Origin of the sequence: Streptomyces sp. NPDC089424 (assembly GCF_044749345.1) — a bacterium.
Classification (GTDB): Bacteria; Actinomycetota; Actinomycetes; order Streptomycetales; family Streptomycetaceae; genus Streptomyces.
Genome location: NZ_JBIVHU010000007.1, coordinates 361114 through 376809 on the forward strand (window position 1 = coordinate 361114; position 15696 = coordinate 376809).

At 72.9% G+C, this 15696-nt stretch carries 16 protein-coding genes; 8 read left to right on the forward strand and 8 right to left on the reverse strand.

Annotated features, from left to right (window positions below; all coding sequences use genetic code 11):
* Nucleotides 1-4 precede the first annotated feature (4 nt).
* Together ACIP2X_RS28690 and ACIP2X_RS28695 are read right to left on the reverse strand one after the other, a co-directional pair.
* A complete protein-coding gene (locus tag ACIP2X_RS28690; RefSeq protein WP_401678015.1) occupies nt 5-1672 on the reverse strand; it encodes a class I adenylate-forming enzyme family protein in 1668 nt (555 codons plus the stop codon).
* Nucleotides 1669-2433 carry an SDR family oxidoreductase gene (locus ACIP2X_RS28695; RefSeq protein ID WP_401678018.1) on the reverse strand — a complete coding sequence of 255 codons (765 nt, stop codon included), beginning with the start codon at nt 2431-2433 and terminating at the stop codon, nt 1669-1671. Before ACIP2X_RS28695 ends, ACIP2X_RS28690 begins: the two co-directional genes overlap by 4 nt.
* A gap of 181 nt (nt 2434-2614) precedes the next feature.
* Here ACIP2X_RS28695 and ACIP2X_RS28700 point away from each other — a divergent pair, with 181 nt between their 5' ends.
* The 4 genes from ACIP2X_RS28700 (at nt 2615) to ACIP2X_RS28715 (ending at nt 6851) form a co-directional block, all read left to right on the forward strand.
* Nucleotides 2615-3859 (forward strand): exo-beta-N-acetylmuramidase NamZ domain-containing protein, encoded by a 1245-nt coding sequence (locus ACIP2X_RS28700; protein WP_401678021.1) that lies wholly within the window; start codon nt 2615-2617, stop codon nt 3857-3859.
* A 320-nt stretch (nt 3860-4179) separates the two neighbouring features.
* A complete protein-coding gene (locus ACIP2X_RS28705; RefSeq protein ID WP_401678024.1) occupies nt 4180-4782 on the forward strand; it encodes a hypothetical protein in 603 nt (200 codons plus the stop codon).
* Between the two features lie 186 nt (nt 4783-4968).
* On the forward strand, nt 4969-5709 hold the full coding sequence (locus tag ACIP2X_RS28710) for a 3-keto-5-aminohexanoate cleavage protein (RefSeq protein WP_401678027.1): 741 nt from the start codon (nt 4969-4971) through the stop codon (nt 5707-5709).
* 74 nt (nt 5710-5783) lie between these two features.
* Nucleotides 5784-6851: an RNA ligase (ATP) gene (locus ACIP2X_RS28715; protein ID WP_401678030.1), complete on the forward strand. Its 1068-nt coding sequence runs from the start codon at nt 5784-5786 to the stop codon at nt 6849-6851.
* 228 nt (nt 6852-7079) lie between these two features.
* Here the strand turns inward: ACIP2X_RS28715 and soxR are convergent, their stop codons facing one another.
* Complete coding sequence (gene soxR / locus ACIP2X_RS28720) at nt 7080-7625, reverse strand: redox-sensitive transcriptional activator SoxR (RefSeq protein WP_401678033.1); 546 nt, start codon at nt 7623-7625, stop codon at nt 7080-7082.
* Nucleotides 7626-7737: 112 nt separating this feature from the next.
* Between soxR and ACIP2X_RS28725 the strand changes: the two genes are divergently transcribed.
* On the forward strand, nt 7738-8199 hold the full coding sequence (locus ACIP2X_RS28725) for a MaoC family dehydratase (protein WP_401678036.1): 462 nt from the start codon (nt 7738-7740) through the stop codon (nt 8197-8199).
* A 25-nt stretch (nt 8200-8224) separates the two neighbouring features.
* Here the strand turns inward: ACIP2X_RS28725 and ACIP2X_RS28730 are convergent, their stop codons facing one another.
* From ACIP2X_RS28730 to ACIP2X_RS28740, 3 genes are all read right to left on the reverse strand, one after another.
* Entirely contained in the window at nt 8225-8866 is a 642-nt protein-coding gene (locus ACIP2X_RS28730; RefSeq protein WP_401678039.1) for a TetR/AcrR family transcriptional regulator, read from the reverse strand.
* A gap of 100 nt (nt 8867-8966) precedes the next feature.
* Nucleotides 8967-9254, reverse strand: a complete 288-nt coding sequence (locus ACIP2X_RS28735) for a YiaA/YiaB family inner membrane protein (protein WP_401678041.1) — start codon at nt 9252-9254, stop codon at nt 8967-8969.
* A 59-nt stretch (nt 9255-9313) separates the two neighbouring features.
* Nucleotides 9314-10465, reverse strand: a complete 1152-nt coding sequence (locus tag ACIP2X_RS28740) for an acyl-CoA dehydrogenase family protein (protein ID WP_401678044.1) — start codon at nt 10463-10465, stop codon at nt 9314-9316.
* Nucleotides 10466-10554: 89 nt separating this feature from the next.
* Here ACIP2X_RS28740 and ACIP2X_RS28745 point away from each other — a divergent pair, with 89 nt between their 5' ends.
* The 3 genes from ACIP2X_RS28745 to ACIP2X_RS28755 all read left to right on the forward strand — a co-directional run bounded on the left by ACIP2X_RS28745 (nt 10555) and on the right by ACIP2X_RS28755 (nt 13108).
* Nucleotides 10555-11196, forward strand: coding sequence for a TetR/AcrR family transcriptional regulator (locus tag ACIP2X_RS28745; RefSeq protein WP_401678047.1), 642 nt, complete (start codon nt 10555-10557; stop codon nt 11194-11196).
* A gap of 47 nt (nt 11197-11243) precedes the next feature.
* The gene (locus tag ACIP2X_RS28750; RefSeq protein ID WP_401678050.1) at nt 11244-12077 is read left to right on the forward strand and encodes an ArsR/SmtB family transcription factor; all 834 of its coding nucleotides are present in this window, start codon (nt 11244-11246) and stop codon (nt 12075-12077) included.
* Nucleotides 12078-12166: 89 nt separating this feature from the next.
* Complete coding sequence (locus ACIP2X_RS28755) at nt 12167-13108, forward strand: DMT family transporter (protein WP_401678053.1); 942 nt, start codon at nt 12167-12169, stop codon at nt 13106-13108.
* On the opposite strand, the gene ACIP2X_RS28760 is transcribed toward ACIP2X_RS28755, so the two are convergent.
* Nucleotides 13100-14422 carry an MFS transporter gene (locus tag ACIP2X_RS28760; RefSeq protein ID WP_401678056.1) on the reverse strand — a complete coding sequence of 441 codons (1323 nt, stop codon included), beginning with the start codon at nt 14420-14422 and terminating at the stop codon, nt 13100-13102. The genes ACIP2X_RS28755 and ACIP2X_RS28760 overlap by 9 nt on opposite strands.
* Nucleotides 14423-14604: 182 nt before the next feature.
* Entirely contained in the window at nt 14605-15690 is a 1086-nt protein-coding gene (locus ACIP2X_RS28765) for a Zn-dependent alcohol dehydrogenase (protein ID WP_401678059.1), read from the reverse strand.
* Nucleotides 15691-15696 lie beyond the last annotated feature (6 nt).

Consider the following 15696-nt stretch of genomic DNA (forward strand, 5'->3'; position numbering starts at 1 on the left):
TGTCCTACTGACTTTCTCGCGAACGGGATCGCAACTCCCGACGGAGGATCTTCCCACTCGCCGTCTTCGGCAAGTCCGGCAGGATCTCCACCTGCCGCGGGTACTTGTAGGCGGCCAGTCTCTCCCTGCAGTACCGCGCGAGTTCGTCCGGGTCCGGCGCGGCCCCCGGACGGAGGCTGATGTAGGCCTTGACGGTCTCTCCCCGGTACCCGTCGGGCACCCCGACGACGGCGGCCTCGCGCACCGCCGGATGGGTGTAGAGCACGTCCTCGACCTCGCGGGGCCAGACCTTGAAACCGGACGCGTTGATCATGTCCTTCTTGCGGTCGACCACGTACAGCCAGCCGTCGGCGTCCATGAACCCGATGTCCCCGGTGCGCAGCTCACCGCCGGGGAACGTCTCGTCGGTGGCGTCGGGCCGCCGCCAGTAGCCGGGCACGACCTGCGGACCCCGTACGACGATCTCACCCTGCTCCCCGAGCGGCACCTCCGCGCCCTGCTCGTCGACGATCCGCACGACGCCGTCGGGGCCGGGCACGCCCACCGCCAGCGTCCCCGAGGCCGGGTCCACGGGCGCCTCCCGGCCGGGCGGCACGGCGGCGCACGGGGCGGTGCACTCGGTGAGCCCGTACCCGTTGCGGATGTACGGCCCGAAGCCGGCCCGGAACTTCTCCACCAGCGCGGGCGGCAGCGGCGCGCCGCCGGAGGAGATGATCCGGAACGACGAGAAGTGGTCGCGGGTGACCGAGGGGTGGGCGGCGAGCGCCATGAAGGCGGTCGCCGGACCGACCGTGTAGTGCGGCCGGTGCTCGGCGAACGCGTCGAGGACGACGCCCGCCTCGAAGCGGTACGCGAGGACCAGCGTGCCCGCGCTGTTCAGGCACGCGCCGAGCTGGCAGACCATCCCGGTGATGTGGAAGAGCGGCGCCGTCGCGAAGTACACCGGTGCCTCGGGCAGCCCCAGCCCGGTCCGCTGCCGCTCGGCGTTGTACATGATGTTGCGGTGCGTGTTGGTGGCCCCCTTGGGGGTGCCGCTGGTACCGGAGGTGTAGCTGATCAGCGCGATGTCGTCCGGGGCCGGCAGGCGCCCCTCCGGCGCCTTGCCGCCGGCCCGCGCGACGGCGGTCAGGTCGTCGGTGTCCCCGGCCGGCGCGACCCGCTCGAAGGTCAGCACGCGCGCGTCGCCCCGCGTCTGGAAGTCGAGCTCGCACGCGGTGAGCACGACGCGCACCGGCGAGTCGGCCGCGGTCTCGCGCAGATACGACTCCCAGGCCCGGTCGGAGCAGATCAGTGCGGCGACCTCGCCGTCCCGCAGGACGTGCCCGACCTCGCCCGCCTTGTACATGGGGTTGACCGGCACGACCACCGCGCCCGCCTTCCAGGCGCCCAGCACGGCGAGCACGAAGTGCGGCGAGTTCTGCAGCAGCACGGCGACCCGGTCGCCGCGCGCGACGCCCCGCTCCGCGAGGTGCCCGGCGACGGAGTCGCTCAGCTCGTCCACCTCGCGGAAGCCGAGCCGTCCGTCGAAGTAGGCGAGGAAGGTCCGCTCCGGTGCCTCGCCCGTGACCCGGCGCAGGGCGTGCACCAGGGAGTCGTCGGGGCTGACGGGCGCCCGCTGGGCCTCGTCGAGCAGCGCCAGCCAGGGCTTGGCGGCGTAGGGGGAGCCGGTCACAGGGCCGCCTCCCACTTCTGCTGGATGTGGTTCATGCTGGTCAGCCAGCGGTCCGGCCGGGCGGCCCGGGCCTCGTAGTACGCGGCGACCTCGGGGTGCGGCAGGATCAGGAATCGGTCCTCCTCGATCCCCTCGAACAGCGCGTCCGCGACGTCCGCCGGCTCGATCGCGGTCGGCACCAGCACCAGGTCGCCGGCGCTGCCGGTGGCGGCCAGCATGTCGGTGCGCACGCCCTGCGGGCAGATGGCGTGCACCTTGACCCCTCGGTGGCGGTAGGTGAGGGACAGCCATTCGGCGAAGGCGTAGGCGCCGTGCTTGGTGACGCTGTAGGGAGCGGCGCCGATCATGGTGAGCAGTCCGGCGGCGGACACGGTGGACACGAATCGCCCCCCGCCGCGCTCCAGCCAGTCGGGCAGCAGCGCGTGGGCGGCGCGCACGTGCGCCATCACGTTGACGTCCCAGGCCAGTTGCCAGACCTCCTCGGGGGCCGCCTCGGATCCGCCGGAGCCGACTCCGGCGTTGGCGCAGTAGACGTCCACGGCGCCGCCGAGGGCGTCCTTGGCCTCGGCCACGATCGCCGAGGCGTCGCCCGGGAGGGCGATGCCGCCGATCTCGTCGGCGACGGCCTTGGCCTTGTCGGCGTCGAGGTCGTTGACCACGACCCGGCCGCCCTCGGCGGCGAACCGGCGGGCCAGCGCGGCCCCGATCCCGCCTCCTGCGCCGGTGACGACCACTCCGGCACCCTGCACGGCTCCCACCATCGGTTCGGCTCCTTCGACGCGCCTCGGCTCTGCCCCCGCGCCGGCCAGACTAACCGGTCGGTATGTCGTGGCGGAAGGGCGACGCGTAGGCCGAAGTCCGGCCCGGTTCGTTCCCGTGGGCGGCGGGTGCGCGCTAGCGTGCGTGAGCATGACACCCGCCGCGATCACGGAGGCCCTTCGCATGAAGCTGTCCAGACGCAGCCTGCTCGCCACCACCACCGCAGCGGTCGCGGCCTCGGGTGCCCCGGCGGCGGCCGCACCCCCCGCAGGCGGCGACCGCCGGATGCGAACGGGGTTCGAGCGCCTCGCCGCCGCCGGCTACGACCTCCTCGACGGCGACCGCGTCGGCATCGTCACCAACCCGACCGGCGTCACCAGGGACGTACGCCACATCGTCGACGTGATGCACGCCGACGACCGGGTGGACGTCACCGCCGTCTTCGGCCCGGAGCACGGTTTCCGCGGCACCGCGCAGGCCGGCGGCTCCGAGGGCCGCTACGACGACCCGGCGACCGGCCTGCCCGTCTACGACACCTACCAGAAGAGCGGTCAGCCGCTGGCCGACATCTTCACGGCCTCCGGCGTGGACACCGTCGTCTTCGACATCCAGGACGTGGGCGCGCGCTTCTACACGTACATCTGGACCCTGTACGACTGCATGGAGTCCGCCCGCCTCGCGGGCAAGCGCGTCGTCGTGCTGGACCGGCCGAACCCGGTGACCGGGGTGTCGGCCGAAGGGCCGGTGCTGCACAAGGAGTTCGCCACTTTCGTCGGGCGGCAGCCGATCTCGCAGTCGCACGGCATGACGGTCGCGGAACTGGCGCTGCTGTTCAACGAGGAGTTCCTGACCTCGCCGGTGCCCCTGGACACCGTCCGCATGAGCGGGTGGCGGCGGTCTGACTTCTACGACGCCTCCGGGCTGCCGTGGGTGCCGCCCAGCCCCAACATGCCGACGCCCGAGACCGCCGTGGTCTACGCGGGCACCTGTCTGTTCGAGGGCACGAACCTCTCCGAGGGCCGGGGCACCACCCGCCCCTTCGAACTGCTCGGGGCGGAGGGCGTCGACCGCTCCTGGGCGGCCGCCGTGAACGAACTCGGCCTGCCGGGCGTGCACTTCCGCGAGGCGTACTTCGCGCCGACCTTCTCCAAGTTCCAGGGCCGCACCGTCGGCGGCGTACAGCTGCACGTGCACGACCGGGCGGCGTTCGACCCCGTGCGCACCGGGATCGCCCTGCTGATCACCGCCAAGCGGACCTGGAGCGGATTCGCCTGGCGCTCGGACAACTGGATCGACAAGCTCACCGGCTCCACGCTCGTCCGCACCATGATCGACGCCGGGGCGGACACGGACGACGTGGTGGCGGGCTGGGAACAGGAGCTGACGGCGTTCCGGAAGACCAGGCGGGAGTACCTCCTGTACCGCTGAACCGCGCGCGGTGTCACACCCGCACCTGTGCCACCAGGCAGACGTCACGGCCCTCGGGGCAAAGCGAGGACAAAAGACCGGCAATCAGGACGCATACGGAAGCCGTCTTCAGGAACCCGTGGGATCTGCGGCGAGTTCTCAGTCTGTCGGGCGCGCCACCGCTTCGCGCGGGGCGCGACGACCGTCCGGGAGTGGCCGTCGTCACGCGGAGGAGAACGGATGGAGCCGAATCGCCGGTCGATACGTCTATTCGGCGACGTCCGTACGACGACGCCGAAGTGACCGAAGTACAGGTGCAGGTGTGACGGAGGTGCAGGGCGATGGCCGGTTTCCGGAGTCTGGCGAGACAGGTACGCGACCCTCGATGCGATCTGGCGCTACGGCGCTATTCGCTGCGCAAGTGCCTTGAGCGGTTCGCCCCCTACGGGCACAGGGCGACCTGGGACCACTTGTGCAACCGGGCCGGCTTCGGCCCGGAGGACCGTTCTCCCGACCCTGCGCGGCTCGTGGCCGCGTTGGAGGAGTTGGAGGCGGCCCGCGCGGTGTGGCTGGCCTACGAGGTCGATTTCGCCGAGCGCCGCAAGAAGGAGAAGCACGACGGGCTGCGCCGGCCGGGCACGGTGGACGACTGGCACCGGCTGACCTGGGGCGGTTTCGGTGTCGCCTGGTGCGACGACCCCGAGGTGCACCCGGCCGAGCCGCTGGCCGAGGTGTTGCGGCAGATCATCGCCGCGCTGGAGCGCGAGCCCGGATCGGCGTGCCCCGTCTGTGACGGGGAGCGCCTGCGCTGGAAGTACGACCTGGATCACGAGCCCTCGTCGGGCCCGGTCTGCACGGACTGCGGCATTCTCGTCCCGCGGCCCGTGCTCACGCCCGAGGCCCTGGCGTACGCGAGGCGCGAACGACTGCTGATGTCCGCCTGAGGACGCCGCGCGTGCCACGGCCACGGGGGAACGGCGAGTGCGCGGCGCGGCGGCTGCCGTCCGCCGCGGACCGGCCGGGGGTGCGAAGGGGATGCCGCACTCCCGGTACCGGTGACCCGGCCGCGGCGGATGCCGGCGGACGGCTCGGCACCCGCGGGGACGGGTGGCGTGCGGCACCATCGAGGCATGGTGAACGTGCAGGTCTGTCTCAACGGGACGCGTGCGGCCACGGACGGCACGAGGGTGCCGTTGACGCCCGAGGCGATGGCCGAGGACGCCGCGCGGGCCGTCGCGGCCGGGGCGGTGGACGTCCATGTCCACCCCAAGACCCCGTGCGGACACGACTCCGTGTCCCCTCGCGTGGTGGCCGCGACGCTTCAGGCGCTGCGCGGGCGGGTGCGGGTGCCGGTCGGGGTGACCACCGGCGCCTGGGCCGAGCCCGACCCGGCGGCCCGTCTGGAGCGCGTGCGCGGCTGGACCGTGCTGCCCGACCACGCGTCGGTCAACTGGCACGAGCCCGGCGCCGAGGAACTGGCCGCCGCGTTGCTCGACGCGGGGGTGGGCGTCGAGGCGGGCATCTGGTCCGGGACGGACGGCGCGGCAGGGTTCGCGCGCTCGCCGCTCGGGCCGAGGGTGCTGCGGGTGCTCGCGGAGGTGACGGATCCTTCGCCGGTGACGGCCGAGGACGGCGCGCGGGCGCTGCTGGCCGAGCTGGGCTCCGCGCACGGCCGCCCGGTGCTGCTGCACGGCACGGACGAGGGCGCGTGGCCCGTGCTGCGGCTGGCGGGCCGGCTGGGGCTCGCGACCCGCGTCGGCATGGAGGACGTGCTGGTCCTGCCGGACGGTCAGCCGGCCGACTCCAACGCGCGGTTGGTGACCGAGGCGCTGCGGGAGTACGCGCAAGCAGCGGACGCTAGCAGCCGGTAAACCGATCGCACCAGTGCTTTCGGATGCGGAGAGTTGGGGGCGATGAGACACCGCTGAGGACCGAGGAGTCCCCCATGTCGACGCTGCGCGTCACCGCCGAAGTGCTGACCGTCCATGAGCATCCGAACGCGGACGCGCTCGACCTGGCGCAGGTGGGCCTGTACCGGGCCGTCGTCGCCAAGGGCGCCTACCGCACCGGTGATGCCGCGCTCTACATCCCCGAGCAGGCCGTGCTGCCGGCCGGCCTGATCGAGGAGCTGGGGCTGACCGGGCGGCTGGCGGGCGGCAGGTCGGACCGGGTCAAGGCGGTGCGGCTGCGCGGTGAGCTGTCGCAGGGCATCGTGTGCCGCCCGAGGGCGCTGGCGGACGTCGACCTCGCGGCCGCGGCGGCCGAGGGCACGGACTTCGCGGAGCGGCTCGGCATCACCAAGTGGGTGCCGCCGGTGCCGCCCATGATGAACGGCGAGGTCGAGTCGGCGCCCGAGCTGCTGCCCTGGGTCGACATCGAGAACGTCCAGCGCCACCCGGACATCTTCACGCCGGGCGAGCCCGTCGTGCTGACGGAGAAGCTGCACGGTACGGCGTGCCTGGTGACCTATGTGGCCGGCGAGGACCGGGTGTACGTCTCCTCCAAGGGCTTCGGGTCGAAGTCGCTGGCGCTGAAGGAGGACCCGCGCAACCTGTACTGGCGCGCGGTGCACGGGCACGGCGTCGCCGGTGCCGCGGCACGGCTGGCGAAGCGGCTCGGGGCGCGACGGGTCGGGATCTTCGGCGAGGTGTACGGCGCGGGGGTGCAGGACCTGACCTATGGCGCGGACGGGCGGCGCGACACCCTGGGGTACGCCGTGTTCGACGTGTCCGCCGAGATCGACGGGCAGGTGCGCTGGCTGGACGCGGAGCAACTGCTCGACGGCGAGCTGCCGTTGGTGCCGCGCCTGTTCGCCGGGCCGTACGACATCGCGCGTGTGCTCGCGTTCGCCTCGGGCCGCGAGACGGTGTCCGGACGGGATCTGCACCTGCGCGAGGGCGTGGTCGTCCGCCCGGCGACGGAACGCCACAGCCCGGTGACCGGCGGCCGGGCGATCGCCAAGGCGGTGAGCCCGGCGTACCTGACCCGGAAGGGCGGAACCGAGTACGAGTGAGCGACAGGCGGGGTGCGCGAGAGCGGCCCCGCCTGTGGGCCGTCCGTCGCCAGGGCCTGTTGCGAAAGTGGCGTCTGCCGCGCGACGCCCGGTGCGTCCTCTCGTCGCACCGCCCGAAAGCCCGAGTACGCCCAGTACGAGGCGCTTCCGGACGGCATGCCGAGAGGACGCACCGGACCCCGCGCGGCCGTCCTCCGGGCGACGACGCCACTTTCACCACGAGGGCCCCTAGCAGCACTCCCCCGGCTCCGGGTGCAGGTCCCGCTCCCGATCCTGTTCGTGCTCCCGCTTCCGTGGGGCCCGTAGCCGTGCTCCGGCCGGGCCTTCCACCAGGAGGCGGGAGCCGGAGAGGTGTTCGCCGGAGATGTCGTCGGGGTTGGACAGGACGCAGGTGGCCAGGGAGAGGCAGCCGCAGCCGATGCAGTCCGTGAGGTGGTCGCGGAGCCGGTTGAGCTGCTTGATCCGCTGGTCCAGCTCGGAGCGCCAGGCCTCGGACAGACGGGCCCAGTCGTCCCGGGTCGGCGTGCGCTCCTCGGGCAGTTCGGCGAGCGCCTCGCGGATCGTGGCCAGCGGGATGCCGACCCGCTGGGCGGCGCGGACGAAGGCGACGCGGCGCAGCGTGTCCCGGGTGTAGCGGCGCTGGTTTCCCGCGGTGCGGCGGCTGCTGATCAGCCCCTTCGCCTCGTAGAAGTGCAGGGCGGAGACGGCGGCTCCGCTGCGCGCGGCGAGCTGGCCGACCGTGAGCTCGTGGATCTTCTCCGGAATCTGGGGCACCTCTCGAACCCTACCCAGTCACCGACGGCCCGGGTCCGTTGACAGCGGCCCGGGACGGCACCATGCTAAGCAGTTGCTTAGACATTGCAGTCGCCACGCGAGAGGCCGGGACATGGCAGAGCCGAGGATCTTCACGTCACCCGACGAGCTGAAGGCGGCGGTGGGCGAGCAACTGGGGTACACCGACTGGCTGGAGGTCGACCAGAAGCGGATCGACCTGTTCGCCGAGGCCACCGGCGACCACCAGTGGATCCACGTCGACCCGGAGAAGGCCGCCTCCGGCCCCTTCGGCACGACGATCGCGCACGGCTACCTCACGCTCTCCCTGCTGCCGCTCTTCGGCCCGCAGCTGATCGGCGTCGAGGGCGTGAAGATGGGCGTCAACTACGGGACGAACAAGGTCCGTTTCCCCGCCCCCGTCCCGGTCGGCTCCCGGCTGCGGGCCACCGCGAAGATCACCGGAGTCGAGGACGTGGCCGGCGGCATCCAGGTCAGCGTCGCCTTCAGCGTGGAGCGCGAGGGCGGGGACAAGCCGGTGTGCGTGGCCGAGTCGGTGTCGCGGTACTACCTCTGAGCCGCGGCCGCCCGCTCCGCGGAAGCTACCGCGCGGTCGGCGCCTTGCCCGCACCCACCATCCGCAGCACGAGGTCGGCGTAGAGCGCGCCGACCTCGTCGGGCGTCCAGGGCCCGTCGATGTTGAACCAGCGCGCCACGTCGATGCAGAGCGACAGCACCGCGAGGGTCGTGCCCTGCACGTCGAGCACCTCGAACTCGCCCGCGGCCACGCCGTCCTCGATGACGCCGCGCACCTCGGCGTCGCACTGCCGGCGCAGCGCGACGATCTCGGCGCGGGCCTCGGGGCCCAGCGAGTCCAGTTCGTACTGGACCACGCGCGCGGTGGTGCGCCCCCCGGCGTGCCAGCGCACGAAGGAGCTCACCGCGTCGGCGAGCCGCTCGCTCGCGGTGCCCTCGCGGTGCGCCGCGGTGCGCAGGATGTCGAGGGCCCGCTCGTGGCCGATCCTGCTGATGCGGTGCAGCAGCTCTTCCTTGGTCTTGTAGTGGATGTAGAGCGCGGCCGGGCTCATCCCGGCGCGGCCCGCGATGTCGCGGGTCGTCGTGGCGTGGTAGCCACGCTCGGCGAAGGCCTCCACGGCGGCGATCAGCAGTCGCCGGGCCGCCTCGGGGGTGACCTCGGCCCATGGCTGCGTCTCGCCGCCGGCCTTCTCCTCCGCCGTAGTCATCGCCCGTTCGCCCCTCTCGCCGACCAGAGGCACCACCATACCGCCGAAGCTGAGCGGGCGCTTAGCGAGGCCCCTCCGGGCGCCCGGACCCGCCGGGCGCTCAGAGCTTCTCGAACGGGTCGTGCTCGGCGAGCAGCTTCTCCAGCCGGGCCTGGTCCACCCGGCTCACGATCTGCCCGGCCTCCTGCCGGTCCCGGATGACCTTGGCGAGCGTGAAGGCGGACGTGACGAGGTAGAGGACGGCGATGGCGAGGAAGGCCCGCACCCACGGGTCGGCATCCATCCGGAAGATGCCGACGGCGGTGGCGCCGAGGGCGACCGCGAACGACGCGACGGCCTGCCCGTAGAAGGCGGCCGTGCTCTGCTGCTGCACCGGTGTGTCAGTCATGAGGTACAGGGTCGGCGGATGTGGCGCCCACCACATCCGCCGAAGTACTCAGAAGGTACTCAGAACGCGGAGACCCCCGTGAGCGCCCGCCCGATGAGCAGCTTCTGGATCTGGCTCGTGCCCTCGTAGAGGGTCATCACGCGGGCGTCGCGCAGCAGTTTGCCCGCCGGGTACTCGTCGATGTAGCCGTAGCCGCCGTGGACCTGGAGGGCGTTGTTGGCCGCGCGCACGGCCGCCTCCGAGGCGAAGAGCTTGGCCTTGGAGGCCTCGGTGGCGAAGGGGAGCCCGCGGTCGATCAGGTCGGCGACCCGCCAGGTGAGCAGCCGGGCGGCGTCGACGTCCACCGCGATGTCGCTGATCAGCTCCTGGACGAGCTGGTGATGGGCGATGGACCGGCCGAACTGCTCGCGCTCCCCCGCGTGGCGGACCGCCGCGTCGAGTGCGGCCTGGGCGATGCCGACGCATCCGGCCGCGACCGACATCCGCCCCTTCGCCAGGGCGGACATGGCCACGGAGAAGCCCTTGCCCTCGGGGCCCAGCATCGCGGAGGCGGGCACCCGCACGTCCTCCAGGACCAGTTCGGCGGTGGCCTGGCCGCGCAGGCCGAGCTTGCCGTGGAGGGTGCGGCGGGTCAGTCCGGGCGCGTCCGCCGGCACCAGGAACGCGGAGACACCCTTGTGACCGGGCGCGTCCGTGGACCGGGCGAAGAGCAGCACGACGTCGGCCCAGGTGCCGTTGGTGATGAACATCTTGGTGCCGTTGATGACGTAGTCCCCGCCGTCACGGACCGCGCGGGTGGTCAGGTTGCCGGCGTCGGAGCCGGTGCCCGGCTCGGTGAGGCCGAAGCAGCCGACGTACGCGCCGGAGGTGAGTCCAGGCAGCCAGCGCCGCTTCTGGTCCTCGTCGCCCCAGGCCGCGACGGTCTTGGCGACCAGGCCGAGGGAGACGGAGACGATGCCGCGCACGGAGGAGTCACCGCGGCCGAGTTCCTCGGTGACCAGGCAGTAGGTGAGATGGTCGCCGCCGCTGCCGCCGTACTCCTCGTCCACCGTCAGGCCGAGGAAGCCGACCTTGCCGAGCTTCTCGACGATCCCCCGGTCGACTTCTTCGGCGCGGTCCCAGGCGATGACGTGGGGGGCGATCTCGCGGTCCACGAAGTCCCGGGCGAGCCGCCGTACGGCGGTCTGCTCCTCGCTCAGTTCCAGGTTCATGACACGTCACCCCACAGGAAAGGCACACCTTGAAAGTCGTGCTTTAAATTAGCACTGCTAGTTTCTGGCTCAGCCCTACTATGTGCGCCATGGCCCGACCGCGCAAGCCCCTGCTCAGCACCGACCGGATCGTGGACGCGGCCCGGGCGCTCGTGGACACGGAGGGCCTCGCGGCCGTCTCGACCCGGCGGCTCGCCGCGGAGCTCGGAGTGAGCGGGCCCTCGCTCTACAACCACTTCCGCACCAAGGACGAGATCCTGGAGGCGGTCGCCGACTCGGTGAGCGCGCAAGTCGATCTGTCGATGTTCGAGGACGGAAGGGACTGGCGGACCGCGCTGCACGACTGGGCGGTCTCCTACCGGGCCGCGCTGCGCGCGCATCCGAACATCGTGCCCGTGCTGGCCCGGGGTCCCGGCCGCCGCCCGGCCGCGCTGCGGCTCGCCGACGCCGTCTACGGCGCGATGGTCGAGGCCGGCTGGCCGCCGGCGCAGGCCACGTCCATCGGCGCGCTGATGCGGTACTTCATCATGGGTTCCGCGCTCGGCTCGTTCGCCGGGGGCTTCGTGACCGACGAGAGCGCCTACGACCCGGCCGACTACCCCCATCTCGGGCAGGCGCACCTCCTCGCCGAGCGGCAGGAGAAGATCGACGAGCGGGCCTTCGAGACGGGGCTGGGCGCGCTGCTGGAGGGGCTGGCGCAGCAGTACGCCCAGGTCGCGCGGCTCGGGTAGGCATACTTCGGTGCCCGCCGAAAGGTGCGTGCCCCATGCTGGGTGGCATGACCTCCAAGGACTCCAGGGCACCCGCGCTCGCGCGGCTCGCCGGGCTGCTGGCCGACGAGACGCGGGCCGCCTGTCTGCTGGCGCTGCTCGACGGGCGGGCGTGGACCGCCGGTGAGCTGGCGCGGCACGCGGGGGTGGCCGCGTCGACGGCGAGCGAGCATCTCGGCAAGCTGGTCGCGGGCGGGGTGCTGGTGGAGGCGCGGCAGGGGCGGCACCGCTACGTCCGGCTGGCCGACGCGCGCACCGCGCAACTGGTGGAGGACCTCGCCGCCCAGGTCGCGCCGGGCACCTTGCCGCGGCGGCCGGGCGGGCTGCGCGCGGCGAGCGCCGGTTCCGCCATGGCGCGCGGGCGCACCTGCTACGACCATCTCGCCGGGCGGCTCGGCATCACGCTCACCGACGCGCTGACGGCGCGCGGCCTGCTGCGGGCGACGAGTGCGGTGCGGCAGGGGTCCGACGGCGGGACGTCTCCCCCGCCGCAGGCCAAGGATCCGCTCACCGCCGGGCACGACCACCACGACGGACGGGCCCCGGGGGCGGGGGGTCGGCGGGACACCGGTTTCGCGCTCACGGACGCGGGCGAGCGGTGGTTCGCGCGGACGGGTATCTCCCTGGACCACACCGGGCGCCGTCCGCTGGCCCGCGCCTGCCTGGACTGGACCGAGCGCCGGCCTCATCTCGCGGGCGTCGCGGGCGCGGCCCTGTGCCGGCACGCCCTGGACGCGGGCTGGTGCGTGCGCATCGGCTCGGAGCGGGCGGTCAAGGTGACACCGGCAGGCGAGCGTGCGCTGTCCGAACTGCTCGGCGTCGACGCGGACGCGCTGCTCTGAGCATCCCGCACGCGCCACCGCGCACCTCGGCCCGTTCCCCGTCCGAAATCCGCGAGCCCGCAGCACCCTCCCCCTTCTAGCCTCGGAGCATGATGAACGTCGCCCCTCGTACCCAGCTGCTGGCCGCCGGCGCCGCCACCGTCACGGTGGTGCTCTGGGCCTCCGCCTTCGTCTCGATCCGCAGCGCGGGAGCCGCGTACTCACCGGGCGCGCTGGCGCTCGGGCGGCTGCTCGCAGGAGCCCTCGTGCTGGGGGCGGTCCTTCTCGTCAGGGGGGAGGGCCGGCCCCCGCGGGAGGCCTGGCGCGGCATCGCGATATCGGGCGTGCTGTGGTTCGGCTTCTACATGGTCGCCCTCAACTGGGGCGAACAGCAGGTCGATGCCGGCACGGCGGCCCTGGTCGTGAACGTCGGGCCGATCCTCATCGCCCTGCTCGGCGCCCGGCTCCTCGGCGACCCCATGCCGCCGCGCCTGCTGGCCGGGATGGCGGTGTCGTTCGCCGGAGCGGTGACCGTGGGGCTGTCGATGTCCGGCGAGGGCGGCTCCTCGGTGCTCGGGGTGGTCCTGTGCCTGCTGGCCGCGATCGCGTACGCGGGCGGGGTCGTGGCCCAGAAGCCGGCCCTCGGCCGTGCGAGCGTGCTACAGGTGACGACCTACGGATGCCTGGTCGGCGCGGTGTGCTGCCTGCCGTTCTCCTGGCAGCTGGTGACGGAGGCCGCCCACGCCCCGGTCACGGCCACCCTCAACATGGTGTACCTGGGCGTCTTCCCGACCGCGCTGGCCTTCACCACCTGGGCGTACGCGCTGTCCCGTACGACCGCCAGCCGCATGGGCGCGACGACCTACGCCGTCCCCGCCCTGGTCGTGCTGATGTCGTGGCTGGCGCTGGGCGAGGTGCCGGGGCTGCTGACGATGGCGGGCGGCGCGCTGTGCCTGGCCGGTGTGGCGGTGTCGCGGTCCCGGCCGCGGTCCGCGGCGCCGGGGAGCGCACCGGCGTCGCGGACCGAGCGGACGGCCTCGAAGTCAGCGTGAACGCGCCCGGTCCGCCAGCACCTTGATGGACAGCAGCGCGATCACGGCGAGGCCGATGATGTAGGCGGACACCGCCATCGACGTGCCGGTCGCCTCCAGCAGCAGCACCATGACGAACGGCGCGAGACCGCCACCGGCGACCGCCGCGATCTGGTAGCCGAGGGAGGCGCCCGTGTAGCGCATCTCGGGCGTGAACAGCTCGGCGAACAGGGCGGCCTGGGGGCCGTACATGATGCTGAGGAAGCAGCTGGCGACGAAGGTGCCGACCGCCAGCCACAGCAGTGAACCGGTGTCGATCAGCAGGAACAGGGGGAGGGCCCACAGCCCGATGCCCACCGCGCCGAGTGCGTAGATCCTGATGCGGCCGACACGGTCGGAGAGCGCGGCCGAGGCGGGGATCAGGACGAGCTGGGTGAGGCTGACGCAGAGCGAGACGGTGAGCACCGCGCCGCGCCGCATGTCGAGTTCGCGGGTGGTGTAGTCGAGGACGCCGGTGATCAGGATGTAGAACGTCGCGGTGTTCACTGCGAAGGAGCCGCCGGCGAGCAGGACGGTGCCGAGGTGGTGGCGCAGGATCGTGCGCAGCGGGCTGTTCTGCTCGGACTCCTCCCGTGCGGCCAAGGCCTTCTCCGCGTCCCGGAACTCGGGGGTCTCCTCGACGCGGGTGTGGATGTACCAGGCGAGCGCGAGCACGAGGACGCCGACCAGGAACGGCAGGCGCCAGCCCCAGGACTCGAACGCCTGCTCCGAGGTGAGGGCGCCGGCCAGCAGGAACACGCTGTTGGCGGTCACCACGCCGATGGGGACGCCGAGTTGGACGACGCTGCCGTAGACGCCGCGCTTCCCCTCGGGGGCGTACTCCGTGGCCAGCAGCATCGCGCCGCCCCACTGGGCGCCGACCGCGACACCCTGCGCCACCCGCAGGAGGACCAGGAGGACCGGCGCGGCGACACCGATCGTCTCGTACGTCGGCAGCAGGCCGATGCCGGTGGTGGCGACGCCCATCAGCGTGAGCGCGAGGACCAGCATCGGCTTGCGGCCGCGCTTGTCGCCGAGATGACCGGCGACGACGCCCCCGAGCGGGCGGGCCAGGAACCCGACGGCGAAGGTGGCGAAGGCGGCGAGCACACCGGCGGTGGAGCTGCCGGAGGGGAAGTACAGGTCGCCGAGTATCAGGGCGGCGGCGATGCCGAAGACGAAGTAGTCGTACCACTCGACGGCCGAGGCGAGAGCGGCCGCCGTGGCGACCCGGCGGCGGTTGCCCGTGGGGCGGGCGGTGGTGGGGGTGGGGTGAGCGGAGGGGGGCGTGTCCATGCGTGCACACTCCGGTGGGTGCGGGGGGACGTGGGGGACGTGGGGGACGTTCCGGGGAACGTACTGACCGGACGGTATGGGGTCAACGGTCGTGCGTGAAGGTACCGGGGAGACAAGAGGGACCCGGGTGGTCCCCGGGTCCCCTGTGGCGGAACTGCTCGACGCACCGCGTCAGAAGCGCGTCAGAAGATCACCAGCGCCCGGCCGCCCTTGCCCGCCAGCATGTTCTCGAACGCGGCCGGGATGCCGTCCAGGGCGATCCGTTCCGTCACGAGGGCCGACAGGTCCAGCCGCCCCGCGCGGATGTGCTCGGCCAGGACCGGCAGGTCCCGTTCCGGGTCGCAGTTGCCGTAGACGCAGCCGGACAGGGTGCGGCCCCAGTGGAAGATCTCCAGGGCGTTGAAGGTGACCTGCTGGTCCTTGCCGCCGATGCCGACCACCGTGGTGCGCCCGCCGCGCCGGGTCGACTCCCAGGCCGTGCGGATGGTGACCGCCCGGCCCACGCACTCCACCGCCACGTCGACGCCCTGCTTGCCGGTCAGCGCGCGGATCTCGCGGGCCGTGGTGTCGGAGGCGACGACGTAGTCGGTGGCGCCGGCCGCGCGGGCCAGTTCCTCCTTCGCCGGCGAGACGTCCACCGCGACGATCCGGGACGCGCCCGCGATCCGCGCCGCCTGGAGGGCCGCCAGGCCCACCCCGCCGACGCCGAACACCGCGACCGTCTCACCGGGCCGGACCTGGGCCGAGTGGTGCACGGCGCCGTAGCCCGTGAGGACCGCGCAGCCCAGCAGCGCCGCGTCGGTCAGGGGCACCCCGGCCGGCGCGGGCAGCGCGCAGGACGTCGGTACCACCGTCTCCTCGGCGAACGCGGCCACGTTCAGCCCGGGGTGCAAGGCGGCACCGTCGGACGTCCGGTGGGCGTGGACGGCGGCGGAACCGTTCAGGGCGTTGGCGCACAGCCACACCTCCCCCCGCGCGCAGGCGGGGCAGTCGCCGCACGACGGAGCCCAGTTGAGGACCACGCCGTCGCCCGGTGCGAGCTGGTCGACCCCTTCGCCGACGGCGACCACCGTTCCCGCGCCCTCGTGGCCGAGCACGGCCGGGACCGGGACGCGCATGGTGCCGTCGGAGAGGGACAGGTCGGAGTGGCACACCCCGGCGGCGGCCAGGCGGACCCGGATCTGGCCCGGTCCTGGAGCGGGGAGGTCGATCTCCGTGACCTCCAGCGGGGCCCCGACGGCCGGAAGGACGGCGGCACGCACAGCCATGACAGT

Excerpts from the sequence above, each read along its gene's own strand:
- ACIP2X_RS28695 (WP_401678018.1), bottom strand. The coding sequence starts at position 2,433 with ATGGTGGGAGCCGTGCAGGGTGCCGGAGTGGTCGTCACCGGCGCAGGA.
- ACIP2X_RS28700 (WP_401678021.1), top strand. The coding sequence starts at position 2,615 with ATGAAGCTGTCCAGACGCAGCCTGCTCGCCACCACCACCGCAGCGGTC.
- ACIP2X_RS28705 (WP_401678024.1), top strand. The coding sequence starts at position 4,180 with ATGGCCGGTTTCCGGAGTCTGGCGAGACAGGTACGCGACCCTCGATGC.
- ACIP2X_RS28710 (WP_401678027.1), top strand. The coding sequence starts at position 4,969 with ATGGTGAACGTGCAGGTCTGTCTCAACGGGACGCGTGCGGCCACGGAC.
- ACIP2X_RS28715 (WP_401678030.1), top strand. The coding sequence starts at position 5,784 with ATGTCGACGCTGCGCGTCACCGCCGAAGTGCTGACCGTCCATGAGCAT.
- ACIP2X_RS28725 (WP_401678036.1), top strand. The coding sequence starts at position 7,738 with ATGGCAGAGCCGAGGATCTTCACGTCACCCGACGAGCTGAAGGCGGCG.
- ACIP2X_RS28730 (WP_401678039.1), bottom strand. The coding sequence starts at position 8,866 with ATGACTACGGCGGAGGAGAAGGCCGGCGGCGAGACGCAGCCATGGGCC.
- ACIP2X_RS28735 (WP_401678041.1), bottom strand. The coding sequence starts at position 9,254 with ATGACTGACACACCGGTGCAGCAGCAGAGCACGGCCGCCTTCTACGGG.
- ACIP2X_RS28740 (WP_401678044.1), bottom strand. The coding sequence starts at position 10,465 with ATGAACCTGGAACTGAGCGAGGAGCAGACCGCCGTACGGCGGCTCGCC.
- ACIP2X_RS28745 (WP_401678047.1), top strand. The coding sequence starts at position 10,555 with ATGGCCCGACCGCGCAAGCCCCTGCTCAGCACCGACCGGATCGTGGAC.
- ACIP2X_RS28750 (WP_401678050.1), top strand. The coding sequence starts at position 11,244 with ATGACCTCCAAGGACTCCAGGGCACCCGCGCTCGCGCGGCTCGCCGGG.
- ACIP2X_RS28755 (WP_401678053.1), top strand. The coding sequence starts at position 12,167 with ATGATGAACGTCGCCCCTCGTACCCAGCTGCTGGCCGCCGGCGCCGCC.
- ACIP2X_RS28760 (WP_401678056.1), bottom strand. The coding sequence starts at position 14,422 with ATGGACACGCCCCCCTCCGCTCACCCCACCCCCACCACCGCCCGCCCC.
- ACIP2X_RS28765 (WP_401678059.1), bottom strand. The coding sequence starts at position 15,690 with ATGGCTGTGCGTGCCGCCGTCCTTCCGGCCGTCGGGGCCCCGCTGGAG.